The 20,615-nt window shown below is 64.9% G+C and carries 22 protein-coding genes; 6 read left to right on the top strand and 16 right to left on the bottom strand.

Going from position 1 to position 20,615, the window contains the following annotated elements:
- Positions 1–33: 33 nt before the first annotated feature.
- Positions 34–2,394: a xanthine dehydrogenase family protein molybdopterin-binding subunit gene (locus tag ACOOE1_RS04880; RefSeq protein WP_420405216.1), complete on the top strand. Its 2,361-nt coding sequence runs from the start codon at positions 34–36 to the stop codon at positions 2,392–2,394.
- 46 nt (positions 2,395–2,440) lie between these two features.
- Here ACOOE1_RS04880 and ACOOE1_RS04885 read toward each other — a convergent pair whose 3' ends face one another.
- Complete coding sequence (locus tag ACOOE1_RS04885) at positions 2,441–2,941, bottom strand: cytochrome P460 family protein (protein ID WP_420405217.1); 501 nt, start codon at positions 2,939–2,941, stop codon at positions 2,441–2,443.
- A gap of 265 nt (positions 2,942–3,206) precedes the next feature.
- The gene (locus ACOOE1_RS04890; protein WP_420405218.1) at positions 3,207–4,352 is read right to left on the bottom strand and encodes a trans-sulfuration enzyme family protein; all 1,146 of its coding nucleotides are present in this window, start codon (positions 4,350–4,352) and stop codon (positions 3,207–3,209) included.
- A 449-nt stretch (positions 4,353–4,801) separates the two neighbouring features.
- Between ACOOE1_RS04890 and ACOOE1_RS04895 the strand changes: the two genes are divergently transcribed.
- Both ACOOE1_RS04895 and ACOOE1_RS04900 read left to right on the top strand, forming a co-directional pair.
- Positions 4,802–5,683 (top strand): LysR family transcriptional regulator, encoded by an 882-nt coding sequence (locus ACOOE1_RS04895; RefSeq protein WP_420405219.1) that lies wholly within the window; start codon positions 4,802–4,804, stop codon positions 5,681–5,683.
- 356 nt (positions 5,684–6,039) lie between these two features.
- Positions 6,040–6,483, top strand: coding sequence for a DUF4870 family protein (locus tag ACOOE1_RS04900; protein ID WP_420405220.1), 444 nt, complete (start codon positions 6,040–6,042; stop codon positions 6,481–6,483).
- Positions 6,484–6,600: 117 nt separating this feature from the next.
- On the opposite strand, the gene ACOOE1_RS04905 is transcribed toward ACOOE1_RS04900, so the two are convergent.
- On the bottom strand, positions 6,601–7,071 hold the full coding sequence (locus tag ACOOE1_RS04905; protein WP_420405221.1) for a GlcG/HbpS family heme-binding protein: 471 nt from the start codon (positions 7,069–7,071) through the stop codon (positions 6,601–6,603).
- Positions 7,072–7,321: 250 nt separating this feature from the next.
- Between ACOOE1_RS04905 and ACOOE1_RS04910 the strand changes: the two genes are divergently transcribed.
- Positions 7,322–8,563 (top strand): Hsp70 family protein, encoded by a 1,242-nt coding sequence (locus ACOOE1_RS04910; protein ID WP_420405222.1) that lies wholly within the window; start codon positions 7,322–7,324, stop codon positions 8,561–8,563.
- A 56-nt stretch (positions 8,564–8,619) separates the two neighbouring features.
- Here ACOOE1_RS04910 and gatB read toward each other — a convergent pair whose 3' ends face one another.
- From gatB to gatC, 3 genes are read right to left on the bottom strand one after another with little or no spacing between them, the layout of a single operon-like run.
- Positions 8,620–10,086, bottom strand: coding sequence for an Asp-tRNA(Asn)/Glu-tRNA(Gln) amidotransferase subunit GatB (gene gatB, locus ACOOE1_RS04915; protein ID WP_420405223.1), 1,467 nt, complete (start codon positions 10,084–10,086; stop codon positions 8,620–8,622).
- A 1-nt stretch (position 10,087) separates the two neighbouring features.
- The gene (gatA, locus tag ACOOE1_RS04920) at positions 10,088–11,572 is read right to left on the bottom strand and encodes an Asp-tRNA(Asn)/Glu-tRNA(Gln) amidotransferase subunit GatA (RefSeq protein WP_420405224.1); all 1,485 of its coding nucleotides are present in this window, start codon (positions 11,570–11,572) and stop codon (positions 10,088–10,090) included.
- Positions 11,572–11,859 carry an Asp-tRNA(Asn)/Glu-tRNA(Gln) amidotransferase subunit GatC gene (gatC, locus tag ACOOE1_RS04925; protein ID WP_420405225.1) on the bottom strand — a complete coding sequence of 96 codons (288 nt, stop codon included), beginning with the start codon at positions 11,857–11,859 and terminating at the stop codon, positions 11,572–11,574. The genes gatA and gatC overlap by 1 nt, the downstream gene beginning before the upstream one ends.
- A 93-nt stretch (positions 11,860–11,952) precedes the next feature.
- Here gatC and ruvX point away from each other — a divergent pair, with 93 nt between their 5' ends.
- Positions 11,953–12,426: a Holliday junction resolvase RuvX gene (ruvX, locus tag ACOOE1_RS04930; RefSeq protein ID WP_420405226.1), complete on the top strand. Its 474-nt coding sequence runs from the start codon at positions 11,953–11,955 to the stop codon at positions 12,424–12,426.
- Between the two features lie 60 nt (positions 12,427–12,486).
- On the opposite strand, the gene ACOOE1_RS04935 is transcribed toward ruvX, so the two are convergent.
- The 4 genes from ACOOE1_RS04935 to ACOOE1_RS04950 all read right to left on the bottom strand — a co-directional run bounded on the left by ACOOE1_RS04935 (position 12,487) and on the right by ACOOE1_RS04950 (position 15,019).
- Positions 12,487–13,152 (bottom strand): hypothetical protein, encoded by a 666-nt coding sequence (locus ACOOE1_RS04935; RefSeq protein WP_420405227.1) that lies wholly within the window; start codon positions 13,150–13,152, stop codon positions 12,487–12,489.
- A 249-nt stretch (positions 13,153–13,401) separates the two neighbouring features.
- The gene (locus ACOOE1_RS04940; RefSeq protein ID WP_420405228.1) at positions 13,402–14,274 is read right to left on the bottom strand and encodes a DNA/RNA non-specific endonuclease; all 873 of its coding nucleotides are present in this window, start codon (positions 14,272–14,274) and stop codon (positions 13,402–13,404) included.
- Positions 14,271–14,654 carry a hypothetical protein gene (locus ACOOE1_RS04945; RefSeq protein ID WP_420405229.1) on the bottom strand — a complete coding sequence of 128 codons (384 nt, stop codon included), beginning with the start codon at positions 14,652–14,654 and terminating at the stop codon, positions 14,271–14,273. The genes ACOOE1_RS04940 and ACOOE1_RS04945 overlap by 4 nt, the downstream gene beginning before the upstream one ends.
- A 26-nt stretch (positions 14,655–14,680) precedes the next feature.
- Positions 14,681–15,019, bottom strand: a complete 339-nt coding sequence (locus ACOOE1_RS04950) for a hypothetical protein (RefSeq protein WP_420405230.1) — start codon at positions 15,017–15,019, stop codon at positions 14,681–14,683.
- A gap of 581 nt (positions 15,020–15,600) precedes the next feature.
- Between ACOOE1_RS04950 and ACOOE1_RS04955 the strand changes: the two genes are divergently transcribed.
- Positions 15,601–16,326, top strand: a complete 726-nt coding sequence (locus ACOOE1_RS04955; protein ID WP_420405231.1) for a glycosyltransferase family 9 protein — start codon at positions 15,601–15,603, stop codon at positions 16,324–16,326.
- Between the two features lie 161 nt (positions 16,327–16,487).
- On the opposite strand, the gene ACOOE1_RS04960 is transcribed toward ACOOE1_RS04955, so the two are convergent.
- The 6 genes from ACOOE1_RS04960 to ACOOE1_RS04985 all read right to left on the bottom strand — a co-directional run bounded on the left by ACOOE1_RS04960 (position 16,488) and on the right by ACOOE1_RS04985 (position 20,551).
- The gene (locus ACOOE1_RS04960; protein WP_420405232.1) at positions 16,488–16,979 is read right to left on the bottom strand and encodes a PAS domain-containing protein; all 492 of its coding nucleotides are present in this window, start codon (positions 16,977–16,979) and stop codon (positions 16,488–16,490) included.
- A 52-nt stretch (positions 16,980–17,031) separates the two neighbouring features.
- Complete coding sequence (locus tag ACOOE1_RS04965) at positions 17,032–17,694, bottom strand: aspartate/glutamate racemase family protein (RefSeq protein WP_420405233.1); 663 nt, start codon at positions 17,692–17,694, stop codon at positions 17,032–17,034.
- Between the two features lie 10 nt (positions 17,695–17,704).
- Entirely contained in the window at positions 17,705–18,172 is a 468-nt protein-coding gene (locus tag ACOOE1_RS04970) for an L-2-amino-thiazoline-4-carboxylic acid hydrolase (RefSeq protein WP_420405234.1), read from the bottom strand.
- 10 nt (positions 18,173–18,182) lie between these two features.
- A complete protein-coding gene (locus ACOOE1_RS04975; RefSeq protein ID WP_420405235.1) occupies positions 18,183–19,061 on the bottom strand; it encodes an alpha/beta fold hydrolase in 879 nt (292 codons plus the stop codon).
- Between the two features lie 72 nt (positions 19,062–19,133).
- Positions 19,134–19,901 (bottom strand): LamB/YcsF family protein, encoded by a 768-nt coding sequence (locus ACOOE1_RS04980; RefSeq protein WP_420405236.1) that lies wholly within the window; start codon positions 19,899–19,901, stop codon positions 19,134–19,136.
- Between the two features lie 35 nt (positions 19,902–19,936).
- Positions 19,937–20,551: a DUF2459 domain-containing protein gene (locus tag ACOOE1_RS04985; protein WP_420405237.1), complete on the bottom strand. Its 615-nt coding sequence runs from the start codon at positions 20,549–20,551 to the stop codon at positions 19,937–19,939.
- Positions 20,552–20,615 lie beyond the last annotated feature (64 nt).

The following is a 20,615-nucleotide window of genomic DNA, read 5'->3' on the forward strand; positions in this document are numbered from 1 at the left end:
CTTTATCTTCGCGCCTCAAACGGAGCTTGCGACATGGACTCGATCGTCGATGAAAACCGGCTCGGGACGATGAAATTCGGGATCGGGCAGTCCGTGCCCCGTTCAGAGGACCCGAGGCTCCTGCGCGGACAGGGAGCCTATACCGACGACATCAATCTCCAGGGCCAGGCCTATGGCGTGATGGTCCGCAGCCCCTATGCCCACGGCACCCTGAACGGCATAGAGACCGCCGAAGCCCTGGCCATGCCCGGCGTGATCGCGATCTTCACCGGCGCGGATCTCGCGGCTGCCGGGCTCGGCACGATGAAATGCGGCCTGCCGCTGAAGAACCGCGACGGCAGCCCGATCACCTATGTTCCGCGCGCTGCGCTGGCGACGGACAAGGTCCGCTTCGTCGGCGACCCGGTCGCCATCGTGATCGCCGAGACCGCTGCCCAGGCCCGCGACGCCGCCGAACTGGTGGAACTGGATATCGATCCCCTGCCCGCCGTCACCGACGCCCGCGCCGCCGCAGGGGCCGGTGCGCCGCAGATCTACGAGTCAATTCCAGGCAACGTCGCTCTCGACTACCAATATGGCGAAACGGCGAAGGTCGACGCCGCGCTCGCGTCCGCGGCGCACGTCACGAGACTCTCCCTGCGCAACAACCGCATCGTGGTCAACGCGATGGAGCCGCGCTCGGCGGTCGGTGCCTTCGATCCGGCAAGCGAGACCTACGAGTTGCATGTCGGCTGCCAGGGCGTGTTCGGTATGATGAACACACTGGCGAAGCAGATTTTCGACATCGAGCCCGAGAAGATGCATGTCATCACCGGCAATGTCGGCGGCTCCTTCGGCATGAAGGCGGGCGCCTATCCGGAATATATCTGCGTGCTGCATGCGGCAAAGGTCCTAGGCCGGCCGGTGAAATGGACAGACGACCGCTCGGGCAGCTTTCTTTCCGACTGCCATGGCCGCGACCACGACATGACGGCGGAACTGGCGCTGGACGCCGAGGGCCGCTTCACCGCGCTGCGCATCACCGGCTACGGCAATGTCGGCGCCTTCCTCTCCGCCGTCTCGCCGATGATGCCGACACTGAACACGCTGAAGAACAGCAGCAGTGTCTACCGGCTGCCGCTGATCGAGGTCGCGACCAAGGCGGTTTTCACCAACACCACACCAATCACCGCCTATCGCGGCGCCGGCCGGCCCGAGGCGAACTATTACATGGAGCGGCTTATCGAGACCGCCGCGCGGGAAACCGGGATCGACCCGATCGAACTGCGCCGCCGCAATCTGATCCAGCCGACGGAAATCCCCTACGCCGCCGCCAACGGCATGAACTACGACAGCGGCGACTTCCCGACGATCCTCGCCAAGGCGGTCGAGGGCGCGGACTGGAACGGCTACGAAGCGCGCAAGGCGGAAAGCGCCAAGAAAGGCTTCCTGCGCGGACGCGGCGTCGGCTGCTATCTCGAAGTCACCGCACCCGTACAACAGGAGATGGGCGGCATCCGTTTCGAGGAGAACGGCGAGGTCACCATCATCACCGGCACACTCGACTACGGCCAGGGCCACTGGACGCCATTCGCCCAGGTGCTGCACCAGAAACTCGGCGTGCCCTTCGAGAAAATCAGGTTGATCCAGGGCGACAGCGCCGAGCTGATTGCCGGCGGCGGCACCGGCGGTTCCAAGTCGATCATGGCGAGCGGCGCGGCGATCCTCGAGGCGAGCGACATCGTGATCGAGAAAGGCAAGAAACTTGCGGCCCATGTCTTCGAGACCGCCGTGGAAGACATCGCCTTCGAGAACGGCGCCTTCCAGGTTGCCGGCACGGACCGGACCATCGGCGTCATGGAACTGGCGGCGGAGACCCGGACGCGCGTCGACCTTCCGGCCGACCTGCCGAAGGATCTCAGCGTCGCCCATGTCTTCGACAACGCGCCCTCGGCCTTCCCGAACGGCTGCCATGTCTGCGAGCTGGAGGTCGATCCGGAAACCGGCACGGTCCGCCTCGACCGCTATTCCATGGTCAACGATTTCGGCACCGTGGTGAACCCGCTGCTGGTCGAGGGACAGGCCCATGGCGGCATCGTGCAGGGCCTCGGCCAGGCGCTGATGGAACATACGCTCTACGACGAGGAAGGCCAGCTGCAGACCGGCAGTTTCATGGATTACGCCCTGCCGCGCGCCTCGGACGTTCCGAACTTTTCCTTCGCCACTCACGCGGTTCCGGCGACGACCAACCCGCTCGGCGCCAAGGGCTGCGGCGAGGCCGGCTGCGCCGGTTCCCTGCCCTCGATCATGAACGCTCTGGTCGACGCTCTGGCGCCGCTCGGCGTGAGGCATATCGACATGCCGGCGACGCCGGAAAAGGTCTGGGGAGCTATTCAGGCGGCAAGAGCCGCCTGATCATCCTCTTGACGGCATCCCGTCCCAACGTCCGGGATCGCGCCCTTCAGTTCCCGACCCTGACGTCGGGCACCGGATAGCCGAGCCCGCCCTGATGGCCGAAATTGTCCTTGTGACAATCACTGCAGGCCGAGATCACGTCGACGGCGACCGGCGCACCCGCGGGTGACACCATCATGTAGAACCAGTCGATGGTTTCGACAGAGCGGTCTTTCTCAACCTTCTGCATGATGAAGAGTGGGCCGGCCTTGGCCGTGCCATCCTCCGCGACGTCGAAGGATTCCTTCACAATGATCGTGCCGACGGGGATCTTCACATCCTCGTCGCGAAACTCGGAATATGCGTCGTATCCGGTCGGGTTGACCCAGGTCATCAGATAGCGTTCGCCGTGGAACCCGGGCGCGGCCGGCGCGGTGTTCGCAAGTTTCCAGTCTCGGTAGTCCTTCACGAACTCGGACGGGATCCACCCTTTGCTGCCTTTGTTGTAGTTCTCGTACATCGCGCCCTTCAGGCAATCATAGACAGCCTGGGCATCTGCTTCGCTCATTTCAGCGCGGGGCTTGCCAGCAGTGCACGCTGTAGCTTCCGCAACATCGATGGAGGCGAAAACAGCAGCAGCGAGTCCACCCGCGACAACGGATATCCGCAGTAAGTGGCCCATGGTTCCTCCAGAAGATTCTAGTTGAAGCGCCGGAAGCGCCTGGACTCTCGTTGGAGCCCCGAGAATCAGTCTAGGGAACTTGAGGGACCACACTAATCACGGTTCCGCACCTGCCTGTGAGGGCATCGTGATCCGCGCGTCCGAGAGTGAGCTATAGCGTGTCGAGCGCCTGCTCCAGATCCTGGATCAGGTCACCCGCGTCCTCGATCCCGATCGAGAAGCGCAGCAGGTCGGACGGTACCGGTGTACCCTCGCCCTCGATCGAGGCACGGTGCTCGACCAGGCTCTCGACACCGCCGAGCGAGGTCGCCCGATGGATCAGCTCGAGATTGGCCGCGACCTTGACCGCCGCCTTCTCCCCGCCGGCGATGCGGAGCGAAAGCATGCCGCCGAAACCGCCTTCCATCTGCCTCAGTGCGACGTCGTGCCCGACATGGGTCGGCAGGCCCGGATAGAGCACTGAGGCGACCTTCGGGTGATTGTGGAAATGTTCGGCGATCGCCTGCGCGTTCTCGGACGCCTTGCGCACGCGCAGATGCAGGGTCCGCATGCCGCGCAGCAACAGCCAGGCCTCGAACGGCCCCATGACCATGCCGTGGTCGGTCCGCACGCGGCGGATCCGGGTCCACCACTCGTCTTCCTTCGCGGCGATCAGCGCGCCGCCGAGCACGTCGCTGTGGCCATTGAGGTATTTCGTCGCCGAATGCATGACGAGATCGGCCCCATGCTCGATCGGCCGGGTGATCACCGGGGTCGCCGCCGTCGAGTCCACGCAAAGCCGCGCACCGGCACCATGCGCGAGCTGGGCGAACCAGGCAATGTCGAGACAGTCCCAGAGCGGATTGGCCGGGGTCTCGATCCAGACGATCTTGGTCTTGCCCTTTTGCACCAGGTCCGCAGCGCTCTCGGGTTTGTTCACGTCGAAGAAATCGATGCCGATGTCCCACTGGGCGGTGAAATTGACCAGCCAGTTGCGCAAAGCCCAGTACATCACCGTCGGGGCTACGATATGATCGCCCGGGCGCAGGGTCATGAAAGGGGCGACGGCGGCAGACATACCTGCGGAGAAGATCAGAGCCCCGGCGCCGTTCTCAAGCCGCCCCAGCAGTTCCTCGGCGATATCGTAGGTCGGATTCTCGCTGCGGGTGTAGACATAGCCTTTCGGATAGGCGTTGTCCGCCGCGCGCTCGTAGGTGGTCGCGAGATGGATCGGCGGCGTCACCGCACCGGTGGTCTCGTCGACATGCCCCATGGCCTGCGCGGCAAGGGTTTCGGGTTTCAGATCGTTGTTGCGCATTGCCGGCTCCGGCGAGATGGATGAATGTCCGGCAGGGCGGATGCCGCGCCGCGTGTAGCCTCTAGCACGAGGCACGTTCGGGGGGAATGCCCGGTCCGGCAGCATGACGCCTCCGGACACAAATAAGGCTGCAGCGATCCCCTATGATTGGAAGCCGCTGCAGCCTCATAATATGCCGGCCCATTTGTCCGGATCTCCGTCCTGGCAGGTTGGAGACCTATCGGGTGGGTCTACCGATACGTGGCATTGAGGGGCAAAACCACGAATTCGGACATCATGTCCCGGCGGGGCAATTGAACAGGTCGATCAACGAGCACTGTTATTGTCAGTTTATGAAACGGCCACGCAAACTGATAATTCTCTTTTAAAGCATCGTATTGGTTCCTATAACGAATGAATAATTCCACATCGCATTCTGGAAGCAGGCTGAAATGGACACTTTGACGGCAATGAAGGTTTTTTGCTCCGTGGTCGAGAACGATAGTCTCGCCGGTGCCTCCAGAACCCTCAACGTCTCTCCCTCGGTTGTGAGCAAACAACTCTCGGGTCTGGAGGATCGGCTCGGGGTCCGGCTGCTGAACCGCACCACCCGCCGGGTCAGCCTGACCGAGGTCGGTTCCGCCTATTACGAACGCTGCAAGCGCATCCTCGCCGACGTGGACGAGGCGGAGATCGCCGTCTCCCAGGCCCACTCGGCGCCGCGCGGCCTGCTGAAGGTGACGGCACCGACGACATTCGCACACCGTCATGTCGCGCCCCATCTGCCCGAGTTCCTCGACCGCTATCCGGAAGTCGAGGTGCAGTTGCTCGTGAACGATCGCGTGGTGGATCTCGTCGACGAGGGGATCGATCTCGCCATCCGGATCGCGCAGCTGAAGGATTCGAGCCTCATCGCCCGCAAGCTGGCGGTCAATCACCGCATGATCGTCGCCAGCCCGGACTATGTGACGAAATGGGGCAAGCCGGAAACGCCGGACCAGTTGAGCGACCACTCGCTGATCACCTACGCTCCGGGTAACCCGATCAACGACTGGCACTTCATGGTCGACAACCAGCAGAAGATCCTGCGTGCCCGCGGCACGCTGGCCATGAATAACGGCGACTCGGTGCTGCAGACCGTGCTGGCCGGCGGCGGTCTTGCCATGCTCGCGGCCTTCATGGCGGGCGAGCACGTGAAGACCGGCAAGCTGGTCACACTGCTCGACGAATATGTCCGCGAGGACGTGCCGATCTACGCCGTCTATCCGAGCGGCCGCCACCTCTCGCCGAAAGTGCGGGCCTTCGTCGACTTCCTGGTCGAGCTCTACGGTCCGTCGCCCTACTGGCTCTGATTAGCCGCTCTCCAACGTCGTGCCGGCCGCAGACCGGGATCTTGTGGAACGGCAAGTCCCCTCCAGAAAGCCCGGGCTGAAGTGGAAGGGCGAGTTGCGGCTCTTCAAAGTGGGATCCCGGCATCCTTCGGGATGGCGCGCATGGGGTCTCGGCCCAGTTCATCCCCGTCATCCTGCGTGATCCACGTCCGAGCACAGAGCCCGTCATTGCCCTCGCGTTTCCGGAACAGACCGCGGCGGAATGCGTTTGTCCTCGCCCCATTGCGTTGAGTCCGGTCGCCCGCCGACACCGAAGAGTTGCGGCCGCATTATCGGCGACATATCGTTGCGGCAGCATCATGTTGGGGGATAGGCGAATGAGTGAAACAGAAACCGTTCCGGAGACCGGAACCGAAGGCGAACAGCGCATGCCGCCGGTCAAGGGACGCGCCGGAATGCCGATCGCGATATACGCGCTTTACCTCGCCAGCATCGTCGTCGGGATCACGTCGATCATCGCCGTGATTCTCGCCTATACGAGCCGGGAACAGGAAGATTACGGCCTCTACACGCACTATACCTTCCAGATATACACGTTCTGGCTCGGCCTCCTCTACAGCATAGGGTTCGGCATCGCAGCGGCCATTCTGATGCTGCTGGCAACCTCGCTCGGCATGTTCGCCATGGCGCTCATGGCGGTCGCCGGCATTGCGCTATTCGCCTGGTTCGTGCTGCGCTGTTGCACCGGCCTGGTGATGGCGATCAAGGGCGAGCCGATCGCCAACCCGAATAGCTGGGGATTCGTCGCGGCAAGAGCTTAATGGGTCGCTATATCGGGTCACCGTAGAATACAGAAAACCGCCGGCATCGAGAGATACCGGCGGTTTTTCTCTATCTCGTCATTCTCCCGGCAGCGGGGATGACAACAGAACGAGTTGTCAGCGCCAGCTCTCGTCGAGTTCGGCCGGCTCGCTCGTATAGCCCGCTTTCTGGATCCCCCTGGCCGCGCAATACTCGTCCTTTTCGGAGAGATCGCCGCTGACCCCGACGGCTCCGACAATGGCGCCGTCCTCCATGATCATCGCCCCCCCCGGCACTGCGGCCATACGGCCGTCGAACGCGGCGGCGGCGGCGACCTGGAAACCGAGACGTTCCTTCAGCCGCACGCCGAGATTGCGCGAGGATTCCCCGAAACCGAGCCCGCCCCAGGCCTTGGCCGTCGCGATCTCGACCCGGCCGATCCCGGAGCCGTCCTGCCGCTTGATGCAGACCACTTGGCCGCCGGCATCGAGCACGACAACGGTCATCGGCAGCATTTTCTCTTCGGTGGCGACGCGCAGCGCTTCATCGGCGATGATTTCCGCCTTGGCGAGCGGCAGCGTGACTTTGAGCGGGAAATTTCCAGCCATGTTCTGATCCCCTGTTCTGACTATGTCCGTAAATGCTGCGCTGCTTATAACATCGCCCCTATCACCACGGTACGGAGGCCTTGTCCGCATCGCGGAAACCACGGAGAGAATGACGCGCCCGCCCCTCTTCCTTCGTTGCGTGAAGTTCTGTATAGACGTCGTCCCCTCGCCGCCGGGGCACACTCTGGCAGGTCCGAGTAATCCAATCACTCCATGCCTTCCACCAATCGCCCCTGAAGCGAGTAGCGCCATGCGAACGGACACTCTCGCGATCGATTTCGGCACCTCCAATTCCGCCGCGGCGATCTGCTCCGATCACAAGATCGAACAGATCCCCATCGAGGGCGGTGAGGCCACATTTCCGACAGCAGTCTTCTTCCCGCTCGACGGGCGCGGCATGCTGATCGGCGCCGCCGCCGCCGACGCGCTTATCGAAGACGAGGACGGCCGCTACATGCGCGCGCTGAAGAGCGTGCTCGGCCTGCCGCTGCTGCACGAACCGCGCACACTCGGCGGCCGGCGGCGAACCCTCTCCGACGTCGTCGCTGCCTTCCTCGCCGAACTGCGCGAGCGCGCCGAAGCCCGGACCGGCCTCAGATTTCGCAAGGTGCTCTCCGGACGCCCGGTGCATTTCCACACGGCCGATCCGGAGAAAGACGCGCTGGCCGAGGCGGATCTGCGCCAATGCTATCTCGCTGCCGGCTTCGAGGAGGTCGCCTTTCTCGCCGAGCCGGAAGCGGCGGCGCTCGCCAGCCACGGCCTCGGCGCGGCGGAAGATACCGGCCTGATCGTCGATATCGGCGGCGGCACCTCCGACTTTTCGGTCTTCCGTACGACGGGCGGCGGGCTGGAAATCCTGGCGAACCACGGTATTCGCCTCGGCGGGACGGATTTCGACCATGCGGTCTCGATGGACCACGCGATGCCCCTGCTCGGCCTCGGCGGCGCGCTGCGGCGGGATTTCGGCGAGGGCCTGCTGCCGGTGCCGAACACGATCTATTCCGAACTCGCCACCTGGGCGACGATCCCCTTCCTCTACAACGCCAAGACCCGCCGCATGGTGGCGGAGATGGCCCGGCTCGCGGTCGAACGCGGCAAGATCGAACGGCTGCTGGCCGTGCTGGACCGACATCTCGGCCACGAACTCGCCTTCGCCGTCGAACGCGGCAAGATCGATGCCAACGGCGCGGAACGGGCCGGGCGGATCGGGATGGAATTCATCGGGCGCGGGCTAGGCACGACCGTAACGCCGGAAAGCCTCGACGCGTCACTCAAGAGGAACCGCAGCCTGCTCCGCGATGCCGCCGCCGATACGCTGCGTATGGCGGAGATCGCGCCGGACCAGATCGGCCGCGTCATCCTCGTCGGCGGCTCCAGCCTGATGCGCTTCGTCAGCGAGGAAGTGGGAGCGCTCTGCCCGAACGCAGAGATCCTGACCTCGGATGCCTTCACCGCCGTGGTCGACGGACTGGCACTGGCGACCCGACGCTAGAAAAGAGAAAGGCGGCCCCGACCGGGCCGCCTTCTCCATCGGATATTTCAAGCCGCCTACCCCGCGAGCTTCTTCTTCAGCAGCTCGTTGACCAGCGCCGGGTTGGCCTTGCCCTGGCTCTGCTTCATCACCTGGCCGACGAAGAAGCCGAAGAGCTTGTCCTTGCCGGAACGGTATTCCGCGACCTTGTCGGCCTGGGCTTCCATCACGCCGTCAATCAGAGCCTCGATCGCGCCGGTGTCGGTGACCTGTTTCAGCCCTTTCTCCTCGACGATCGCGGCGGCGTCCTTGCCGCTCTCGAACATCTCGGCAAAGACGTCCTTGGCGATGCGGCCGGAGATCGTGTTGTCGGCGATCAGGTCGATCAGGCCGCCGAGCTTGGCCTCGTCGACCGGACTCTCGGAAAGCTCGAGCCCGGCCTTGTTGAGGTTGCCGAACAGCTCGGTGATCATCCAGTTCGCCGCCAGTTTCGGATCGCGGCCCTCGGCGACCTTCTCGTAGAAGGCCGCCGTCGCCTGCTCCTCGACCAGGATCGCGGCGTCATAGGGACTGAGCCCCCAATCGGACATGAAGCGGGCCTTCTTGGCGTCGGGAAGTTCCGGCAGCTTGGCCTTCTCCGCCTCGACGAAATCCTCGCTGAACTGCAGGGGCAACAGGTCCGGATCGGGGAAGTAGCGGTAGTCGTGCGCCTCTTCCTTCGAGCGCATGGAACGGGTCTCGCCGCGATTGGCGTCGAACAGGCGGGTTTCCTGGTCGATGGTGCCACCGTCCTCGATGATCTCGATCTGGCGCCGCGCCTCGTACTCGATCGCCTGCTGCATGAAGCGGATCGAGTTCACGTTCTTGATCTCGCAGCGGGTGCCGAATTCCTCGCCCGGCTTGCGCACGGAGACGTTTACGTCGGCCCGCATCGAGCCTTCCTGCATGTTGCCGTCGCAGGTGCCGAGGTAGCGCAGGATGGAGCGCAGCTTCTTGACATAGGCCGCCGCCTCCGCCGCCGAGCGCATGTCGGGCCGGGAGACTATCTCCATCAGCGCGACGCCGGAGCGGTTCAGGTCGATGAAGCTCTGGGACGGGCTCTGGTCGTGGATCGACTTGCCCGCATCCTGCTCGAGATGCAGCCGCTCGATCCCGACCGTCTTGGTGCCGCCATCGGCCAAGTCGACCTCGATCTCGCCCTCGCCGACGATCGGCTGCTTGTACTGGCTGATCTGGTAGCCCTGCGGCAGGTCCGCATAGAAGTAGTTCTTGCGGTCGAAGACGCTGAAGCGGTTGATCTCGGCCTTCAGTCCGAGGCCGGTACGCACGGCCTGGCGCACGCATTCCTCGTTGATCACCGGCAGCATGCCGGGCATCGCGCTGTCGACCAGCGAGACCTGGGTGTTCGGCTCGGCGCCAAAATCGGTCGCGGCGCCGGAGAAAAGCTTCGACTTCGAGGTCACCTGGGCATGCACCTCGAGACCGATCACGATCTCCCACTCACCGGTGGTGCCCTGGATCAGGTTGGACTTCGCCTCGCTCATCTCATTTCCCTCCCGCGCGGAAGGCCGGCACGGCATCGAAGCCCGCCGCCTGTTCCAGAACGTGACCGACCTTCAGCACGGTCTCCTCGTCGAACGGCTTGCCGAGAAGCTGCAGGCCGAGCGGCAGGCCGTCTCCGGAAAGGCCGACCGGGACGGATATGCCGGGAATGCCGGCAAGGCTCGCCGGAACGGTGAAAACGTCGTTCAGGTACATCTTGATCGGATCATCCTGATTCTCGCCGATGGCGAAGGCCGCCGACGGTGCCGTCGGGGTCAGGATCGCGTCGACCTGGCCGTAGGCGTCGTCGAAATCCTTCTTCAGGAGCGCGCGGACCTTCTGCGCCTTCAGGTAATAGGCGTCGTAATAGCCGGCCGAGAGCACGTAGGTGCCGATCAGCACCCGGCGCTTCACCTCGTCGCCGAATCCGGCGGCGCGGGTGTTCTCGTACATCTCGATCAGGTTGCCCCCCTCCTCGCGGAGGCCGTAGCGCACGCCATCATAGCGCGCCAGGTTCGAGGAGGCCTCGGCCGGCGCGATGATGTAGTAGGTCGGGAGCGCGTATTTGGTGTGCGGCAGGGAAATGTCGACAATCTCCGCGCCGGCGTCCTTCAGCATCTCGGCGCCCCGTTTCCAGAGCGCATCGATCTCCTCCGGCATGCCCTCCATGCGGTATTCCTTCGGAATGCCGATCTTCATGCCGCGGACGTCGCCGGTCAGCGCCGCCTCGAAATCGGGCACCGCGAGATTGGCCGAGGTGGAGTCCTTCGGATCGTGACCGGCCATCGCACCCAGCATCAGCGCCGCGTCCTTGACGGTGCGGGTGATCGGCCCCGCCTGGTCGAGCGAGGAGGCGAAGGCAACGATGCCCCAGCGCGAGCAGCGCCCGTAGGTCGGCTTCATGCCGACGATGCCGCAGAAGCTCGCCGGCTGGCGGATCGAGCCGCCGGTGTCGGTTCCGGTCGCGGCGATCGCGAGACGACCCGATACGGCCGCCGCGGAGCCGCCGGAGGAGCCGCCCGGCACCAGCTTCTGGTTGCCGCCGTCCTCGCGGCGCCAGGGATTCTCGACGTTCCCGTAGTAGCTGGTGATGTTGGCCGAGCCCATCGCGAACTCGTCGAGATTGAGCTTGCCGAGCATCACCGCGCCGGCATCCCAGAGATTCTGGCTGACGGTCGATTCATATTCCGGCGTGAAACCGTCGAGAATGTGCGAGGCCGCCGTGGTCAGCACGCCCTTGGTGCAGAACAGGTCCTTCATGCCGATGGGCAGGCCTTCCATCGCCCCGCCCTCGCCTTTCGCCAGCTTCGCGTCGGAGGCTTTCGCCATCTCGCGCGCCTTTTCCGGCGTCTCGGTGATGAAGGCGTTGAGGCCCTTGCCCTCCGCCATTGCGCCGATATAGGCCTCGGTCAGCTCGGTGGAGGTGATCTGCTTCGACATCAGCGCATCGCGCGCCTCCGTCAGGGTCATGTTGAGAAGATCGCCCATCACTCGACCACCTTCGGAACCGCGTAATAGCCGTGCGCCCGCTCCGGCGCGTTCGCCAGCACCCGGTCGGGATAGGCGCCGTCGGTCACCTCGTCCTTGCGCATCGGAAGGCCGTGCCCGGTGACGCTCGCCAGCGGCTCGACATTGTCGGTATTGACCTCGTTCAGCTGCTCGACAAAGCCGAGAATGTTGTTGAGGTCGCCCACCAGGGCGTCGAGCTGCGCGTCGTCGGTCCTGATGCGCGCGAGATGCGCGATCCTCGCGACAGTGGCTTTGTCAAGCGACATCGGATAAGGCTCTCCGTGAGTATGCGGAAATTCGCGATTGCCCCGGACACAAGGCACAGGGCCAAAAACGGTGGCGGAAGGTATCACTGGCACATGACATTCTGCAACCCTGCCGACCTGCCCGGTCTGATGCGCCCGATGAGCCGTATTCTGGGCCTCGATCTTGGCACCAAGACCATCGGTATCGCGGTCTCCGACCCCTTCCTCTCCGTCGCCTCGCCGATCGAGACCATCCAGCGCCGCAAGTTCACCAAGGACGCCGAGCGCCTCGCCGTGATCTGCGAGGAACGCAATGTCGGCGCCTTCCTGATCGGCCTGCCGCTGAACATGGACGGCACCGAGGGCCCGCGCGCCCAATCGACCCGAGATTTCGCCCGCGAACTGATCCTGCGCATCGACCTGCCCGTCGCCTTCTTCGACGAGCGTATGAGCACGATGGCGGTGGAGCGCGCGATGGTGGACGCGGACATGACACGAAAGAAACGCGCCGAGCGGGTCGACCAGCTCGCGGCGGCCTATATTCTTCAGGCCGCGCTGGACGCGATGCCGGATGCACGCCCGGCATGAGGGCGACAACGCCTCCCCCGGATGCCGCCGCGCCCGGGACCTGAGGGACCAGCCGGCGGCCTAGGCTTCCGACGGTGCGGCCGTGAGCATCCGCGCGACAAAGTCGATCAGTATTTCCCGGTCCTGCAACCGAGACCTTTCCAAGGTCCGGGCCAGTTCGAGCTGCGCGTGCGCGACGGACAGCAGCGTCGCGTGATCACGGTCTATATCGACCCCGCGGTACCAGCGCGCCATATAATCCCGTTTCGAGGGCCGCTCGCCGGCCCGGTAATCGACGACCTCGAGATCGCGATAAATCGTCCTCAGCGCCTCGGCGCCCTGATCCCTGAGGTAGTCGATGCGCGCCTGACCCGTGAGGCGCAACTCGTTGGCCTGGTCGGCGATCCAGCGCAGGATCTCGGCGTCCGCATGTGAGGCGACACCGCCCTCGTCCGCAACATGGCCGAGGATCCCAACGGTTTTCGAGGCAAAAACCAGCGCCACGTCCGACGGGCTGTCGGGTCCCGCCTCCTCGAGCAGGCGGATCCGTTCCTCCGCCATCCCCGCGCCGCCGAAAATGCGGCCGAGCGGCGAGTCCGGATCGGACTGGAGCGCGAGCCAGCCGTCGAAATCCATCATCGCGGCCCAGTAGGAGGGCGCGCCCAATTCCGCCGCGCTCCAGCCATCGGCGGTTCCTACCGTTCTCGGCGCCTCCATCTCCCGGATGCGGTCACGTACGGATGTCATTTTCGCGTTAAGGCATTCCTCCAGGCAAGGCCGCATGCCGGGATCCGAGCACGGCTCAGGACCATCGGAACTCTGCGGCTTTTCGAAGTCGTCCGGCGAGCCGGCAAAACCCGGGACATCGTGCGCTTTCGGTGCGGGAGCTGTGCTCATGAGGAATTCATCCGACTGATCCAAGGTGTGCGGATCATTCGGAAAGCAAATATTGAGCCAATCCTCTTGAGATCGTCCATCCAGCCGCCTGACGGCGGCTCAACGCGCCCACATCGGCGCCAGCGTTGTCTCCAGAACCCTTTGGTCGCGCAGGCTGAAACGGGTGAAGAAATCGATCCCGGTCAGGTCCTCGATATGGGCGACCGTCGTGCGATAGTTCGGCAGTTCGTGCCAGTCGAGCTTCACGTTCGGCAGGAGGAAGGCGATCACCCGGCGCGGCTGGTCCTGATAAACGATCTTGTAGAACGCTTCGGGCACAGCGATCGACTTCTCCCGGTCGCCGCAGCGCCGCCTCATCAGCTTGCCCCGCACGGGAACGTCGAATTCCGGCGCTTTCTCGACCGGCCCGGTGATCACCGTCAGTTTGCCGCGCAGTTCGGTCCAGTCCCGCACCTGGGTCTCGAGATTGCGCCATATGCCGCGATTGAAACCGATCCCGATCTGCGGCGCCATGTTGGTCATGTAGAAACTCTCGTCGGTCCGCTCCTGCGAGTATTTGAAATCGGCCGCCGGCGCCTGATGCCCGCGATCGAAGCCGGAACCGGTATAGTCGTCTGAGCAGACGACCAGCGGTCCGTCCCTGCCCTTGCCGCTCGAAGCGACGACTTGCGGATCCGGTTTGAAGCTGCTCTTGTCGCGGTCGCCGGGTCCGCTGAGATTGATCTTGGGCACGCTCTCCAGCACCCAGTCCGGCAGCAGCGTTTCAGCGTTCAGCGAGAGCAGATAGCCCGCGTGGCAGATCATCCGCCGCTCGTCCGCGTCGAAATCGCCCTTGTAGGCCGGGATCCCCGTATCCGCATGCAACCGCGCGCAGCGCCCGGCCGGATCGGGCGGAAAGCCGTCATCCCCCGTCGCCCCAGCGGAAAAGGCGGCGGCAAAGATCAGGGTGAGAAAGACGGTCCGGCAGGTCATTGCGGCGGCGCCGGAGGCGCGGGCGGTGCGGGTGGCGTCGGTGCCTTCGAACCCAGCCCCTTGGAGACCAGATAGCCGCCGCCGCTGATCCCGAGCAGCGCAAGGGTTCCGTTCGGCACGTCGATCAGCGTCCCGGCCTCGATGCAGAGCACGAGGTAGAGCGCCGCCACCACGAAGGTAAAAATCAGGAACTGGAAGCGCGACAGCGAGGCCTTGGGCGGCGCGTTCGGCGGCGCGGACGGGTCCCGGGTGGTTTCCGACAGGAGATAGGTCAGATCGATCTTTCCGGTGACGATCTTGTAGAGCACCACGAGACCGAAGCAGAGCAGCAGGGCGCAGACCGCGAGGCTCACATATATGGCGATGATGTTCGGTGTCATGCTTGATCCCCCTGTCGTTTCGGCCGCTACAGCCGGTTTACGGCCTTTCCGCCGAGATAAACGCCCTGGCTCGCCAGCAGCAACTCGGTCATCGCTGCCGGCGGATCAGGCATCTGCGTCAGCGGCACGGCGGCGCCCATGGCCTCGGCGACCGTCTTCACATAAGCCGCAACCACGAAAACGAAGACCAGCAACATCTGCACCCGGTGCAGGTTCACAACCCGTCCGGCGCCGAGCCGGTCCGTCAGGATGCCCGCCGTGTGGATGCGTCCACCTAGAATGCCCCAGGCAACCACCCCCATCATGGCAAGCAGCCAGACCAACACGCCGTAACGCAGCAATCCGATCGCAGCATCCATCGTCATGGTGAACAGCCTACACAAAACCACCACGTGTATCGAAGAACATAATTTTCAATATTTGATGATCGACGACCAGCACCTGACAATGAGGGTGCCGGAACCGCCCGGACGGCCTGCATTCTTCCAGAGTCCGCCGGCGTCGCACGCGCCGGAACGAGATACCGTGACCTGCCCCGCATGCCCGATGGTCCCGTTCGCCCCCACGTCGCGCCCGTCCTTCCTCTCGCCTCGCTCCCCGCGTTCGCGCACGGTCAGGAGCCCATCGGCGCGCCCTTGCCAACTCCGGCTGGATCAGCGGCGGCGGATTGAGGTAATTTGAACCCGAATCCGCCGTCCGCGCCGATCACGCATCAAACCTGAGAGTTTCCATTTCTATTCTGTTCATCACCTCGACCCGCATCGGCGACGCCATCCTTTCGACCGGTGCGCTCTCCCATCTGCACGAGCTCTATCCCGACGACGGCATCACCGTCGCCTGTGGCGGGCCGGCCTCGCTGGTCTTCGGGGAGGTGCCGAACCTCGAAAAGCTCCACGTCATCCGAAAGCGACCCCGCCATGGACATTGGTGGGATCTCTGGCGCGCTATGGCGCCGCGAAAATGGCGCGCCGTCGCGGATTTGCGCCGCTCCGCCATGCCTTGGCTGGTACGCGCCGGGCACCGCTTCAGCGTGCCGAAGGACCGGAGCGGCATGCACCGGGTCGAACTGAACGGCGCGATGCTCGGAACCGGGCCGCTCGATCCTGTGATCTGGACCGCGCCACGGCATCGCGCTGAGGCCGAGCAGGCGCTGTCCGGCGCGACGCGGCCGGTCGCGCTCTGCGTCGGCGCGAACTGGGCCGGCAAGACCTGGCCGGCGGAGCGGTTCGCCGCGCTCGCCGACGAAATCCGCGCCATGGACGGCTACGGTCCCGGCACCGATTTCGTGCTTGTCGGCGGCGCCGACGAACGGGAGGCGGGTGCCGCCCTCCTCGCGGAAGGGGCCGGTGCGTCCGGCGGAGGCCGCGTGATCGATGCCTTCGGTCTGGACGTGCTGTCGACTTACGAACTGCTGAAAATGTGCCGGCTCATGGTAGCGAACGATTCCGCGATGATGCATCTCGCGGCGGCCACCGGCATTCCGACCATCGGACTTTTCGGTCCGACAAACGACCGGCATTACCGTCCCTGGGGAAAGAACGGCCATGTGGTCCGGACGCCGGAGAACGCCGACGCCCTCATGGAACGCGTCCGGCGCGCGCCAGAGGAGGTCTCCAGCCTGATGGACGGGATCACGGTCGCCCAGGTGACGGAGATGATCCGCAGATTATGAGTCCGAGCGGGATCTGACCGCACCGGAAACAGCCCGACGGCCGGGGAGGAGATCATGATCCGCTTCAACCGGACGAAAATGGCCACCGTGGCGCCCCGCCGCTTCGCCTCGCTCCCGGCGTCCGCGCACGAGCTAGAGGGGACAGGTCTTGTAGATCGCCATCACCCCTCCGGCCCCGCCTGCATGTAGACGATGGCGCTCAGGATCACGTCGACCTTCGCGCCGTCCGCCGCAAAGGGCAGGAACACGCGCTCAAGCGGGGCGAAGTCCAGCCGGAACCGGGTCGCCGACTTCCCGTAGCGGTAGTTCGGCAGGCCGGATTCCGCGACCGCGATCCGGTCGCGGATCAGCAGCTGGTTTCCGGCGTCGGGCCAGACCTCGTCGAGATAGCGGCCTGTGAAATCCTCACCCATCGCCTCGACCACCGCCGTCCCCATGACCCGCACCCGGAAGCGCCAGGGATCGCGCTCCACGTCGGTGAGCACGAGGTTCGGAAGGAGCCGAGGGATGTCCAGCGGATCGAAATCCGCCCGCGCCGGGATCCGGTCCCCCGGATGAATGGATATCCAGTGTGCGAGCAGGTCGCGCACCTCGGCGGTCTGCGCGCGCGCCTGGATTTCCCTCGCGGTCGCCAGACTCGGATGATCCGTCATCGGACGGCCCTCCGGCGCGATGCTCTTTGGAGGCGCTTGCGCAACGTCACCTTCACGGCTCCACCAGCGCCCTTAGCTTCCGTACCGCCGCTGCCGGCGCACTCAGCACCGGCCGTCCGGTCGCGGCGCGGCAGCCGGGCGTCGCGGGGGCCATGGAGAAATGCGCCAACAGGATGACGTCCGTCTCCGCCGTTCGGCCCGCCGCCTCGGCGATCAGGCGGTTGTGGGTCTCCGTGTCGCCTTCGGCCAGTGCGTCCCGCGCGCCTTCGGCGAAATGCACGGTCAGGCGCGCATCCGAGCCGCGCCGCGCGGCCTCCGCACGGAATTCCTCGGCCATGCCCTCCGCCGCCGCCGGAAAAGTGTAGATCATCGCCGCGCGGGACCCGTGGGCGAAGGCCTCCTCGAACATCGCCTCGTTCGGCTTCAGCACCGGCAGCGGCGATGTCAGCGCGGCCTTCTCGATCGCCGCGCCAAAGGCGGAGCAGGTATAGAGGATGCCAGCCGAACCGTTGCCCTCGGCATAGCGCGCGAGCGCGACGATACGTGCCGCCAGTTCCGGCGAGAGCTCCGCCTCCTTCGCGCGGTCCATCGAGAGGCCTTCGTCCAGGAGCGAGACAAGCTCCGCCTCGGGCCAAAGTTCCGCAAAGGCTGCCTCGACCGGGCCGATGGCAAGCCGCGTCGCATGGATCAGGGAGAGGCGCACGGGGTCGGTCATACCGGCACGCTCACTCCGCCTCGTAGCGGTAGCGAAAATCGCAATGGCTTGCCCCGCCCATGATGGTCTGGCCGCGTTCCATCGTGATCTTGTCGGAATAGCCCTCGCAGAAGCTGCCGTCTCGGTTGCAGGAGAGCAGATGGCCGATTTCGCCGAGCCCCATCTCTCGATACATCTCGGCATAACGGCAGCGGGTGACGTTGAAGTGGAAGCTTTCCTCCGTCCGCTCCAGTTCCTCGGTCTCCAGCGCGCCGCCATGGGTCCAGAGGCTGTAGAGCGCCTGGAAGCTGCGCATGTCGCGCTCGGGGCCGTCGCGCTCGGCGAAAGTCTGCGCGTGTGCGATGGCGGCCTTGCGGATCGCGTTGCCGAGGATCTTCTGCGCGGCGGTCTTGCCGATTTCCGCCACCATCTCCTCGTAGATCGGCTTGATCACGTTCGCCTCGATGCGGCGGAGTTCGAGGATGGGAAGGTCGGTCATGGCTATCTCCCTATCGTCCGAGCGTACCGCCCTTGAGCGAGCGCGGGTCGCGTAGCGCCCAGCGGCCGGCCTCGACCTCGTGGAAGAAGTCGAGGATGGTGCGGTTGAAGAGCTCCGGCTCCTCCAGATTCAGGGTGTGGCCGGTCTTCGGGAACATGGCATGGCCGGCGGACGGGATGCAGCGCTTCATGAAGAGACCGGGCTCGAGGCAGCTCTCGTCCTCGTCGCCATTGACGATCAGGGTCGGCACGGTGAGCGCGCGCATCTGCTCCTCCAGTTCCCAGAGCGAAGGCCGGTTGGCCTGCACGCCGCGCAGCGTGTTGGCCGACCCCTTCGAGGAATGCTCGCCGAGCTGGGCGGCGAATTCGGCCCAGCCGCGCGGGTCCTTGTTCTGCAGCTGGACCCGGGCCGGCTCCAGCGCGTAGCCGGGCGCGACCTTGTCCATGCCCTCGCTCTCGATCCGGTCCGCGAGCGCGCCCGACTGGGCCTTGAACTCACCGCGTTTCTCCGGGTCGGCGCCGTAGCCGCAGCCGGCGACAACGAGCGAGAGAGCGCGTTCGGGATAGGCGAGGCCGAAATGCAGGGTCGCGAATCCGCCCATGGAGAGACCGACGATATGCGCCGCCTCGATACCGTGTCCATCGAGCACGGCGAGGATGTCGTCCCGCGCCTTCTCCTGGCTGTAGCTCGCGACATCCTCCGGCACGTCTGACGGCGTGTAGCCGCGCGCGGAATAGCTGATGCAGGTGTAGTAGCGGGAAAGCGCCCGGACCTGGCCTTCCCAGCTCCGATGGTCGCCCGCGAATTCATGCACGAAGACAACGGGCGTGCCCTCGCCCGTGCTCTCGGAATAGAGCGCGACCCCGTCCTTCGCCTGTACGTAACCCATGCCTTGCCTCCCCCGGGCCTTGTTCTTATCCGAACTATGCCGGATGCGGCCGGGCGGCAGAAGGGAAAGCGGTCAGACGAAAGAGTGAAACGGCGATATGGAAAGACCGGCGCTCTCGAGCCTCTCCCGGAGCGTCTTCGCCATCGCCACCGCCGCCGGGTTGTCGCCATGGACGCAGATCGTGTCGATCCGACCCTCGATGCGCCCGCCATCCTCCGTCAGGACGGCGCCCGCCTCGATCATGCGCAGCACGTTTGCGGCCGCCTCCTCCGCGTCGTGAATGGTGGCGCCGGGCTGGCTCCGCGGCACCAGATTGCCGTTCGCCTGGTAGGCGCGGTCGGCATAGATTTCGCGCGCCATTCTGAGCCCGACCTTTGCGCCCGCCCGCTCCGTCGCCATGCCGGGCATGACGACATATATGAGGTCGGGATCGACCGCCTTCGCCGCCTTCGCGATCGCCAGAGCGACCTCGTCATCTTCCGCCGCGACATTTCCGAGCGCGCCATGGCTCTTCACATGCGTCACCTTCGCGCCTTCCAGCGCCGCCAGCCCCATCAGGGCGCCGATCTGGTAGGCAGCCATCTTCTCGAGATCGTGCAGGCTGTCGCCCTGGATGCGGCGCCGTCCGAAGCCCCAGAGATCGAGATAGCCCGGATGGGCACCGATCCCGACGCCGCCGTCGCGCGCCCGGATCACCGTCTCACGCATCACGGTCGGATCGCCCGCATGAAAGCCGCAGGCGACATTGGCGCTGGAGACGATACCGAGCATCTCCGCGTCTGCGCCGAGTTCGTAGGTGCCCCAGCTCTCGCCCAGATCAGAATTGAGATCGACCTGCATGATGTGTCCCGTTGAGGAGAATCGACCCGCCAAGACTAGCGCCGGGCGAGCGCCGCCCGCAATGCGTCCATCACACCCTCCGCCCGGACGATGCCGTCCGGATCGATTTCCAGGCCCGTCCCGGCGAGACCGCGCGCCACCCAGCTGTTGCAGGTGTTGACGAGACTGAAATTGCCGTGCGCGTCGAAGAACAGGCTTGCCGGATAGAGCCCGTGCCCGACCGGCTCAAGCGCCGCGCCGCCCTGACGGCGCTCGAAGCTGCTACCGATAAAGGATTGCAGGCGCCGATGTTCCGCCTCGCTCAGCTGCACTCGGATGACTTCGGAGGAACGGAAATATTCGCCGGGCTCCGGATGCATGCCAACCAGATGCATCACCGCCCGATTGCCGCCGAAGGCCGCTGAAAGATAGACGGAAATGTCCGGGTCCCGGGTGCGATAGAATTTCGCATCGCCCCAGCCGAACTCGATCCACACAAAGCGCGCGAAATGGCGCGTCTCGGGGATCAGAGCCGGATCAATATCGGCGACTCTCAGCGCGATCCCGGTATGCCAGCCGATATTGATGACGGCGACCTCGCGCTCCGCCGCCTCTGCCGGACGGGCGACGAGAAGCAGCAGCGCGCACAGCAACATGAACCGTCGGGTCATCCAGGTCCTCCGCACTCCGACGGGCTCAAGCTGGCACGGCAAATGTGGAGAGATCGAGAGGAAA

Source organism: Nisaea sp. (genome assembly GCF_965216895.1).
Taxonomy (GTDB): domain Bacteria; phylum Pseudomonadota; class Alphaproteobacteria; order Thalassobaculales; family Thalassobaculaceae; genus Nisaea.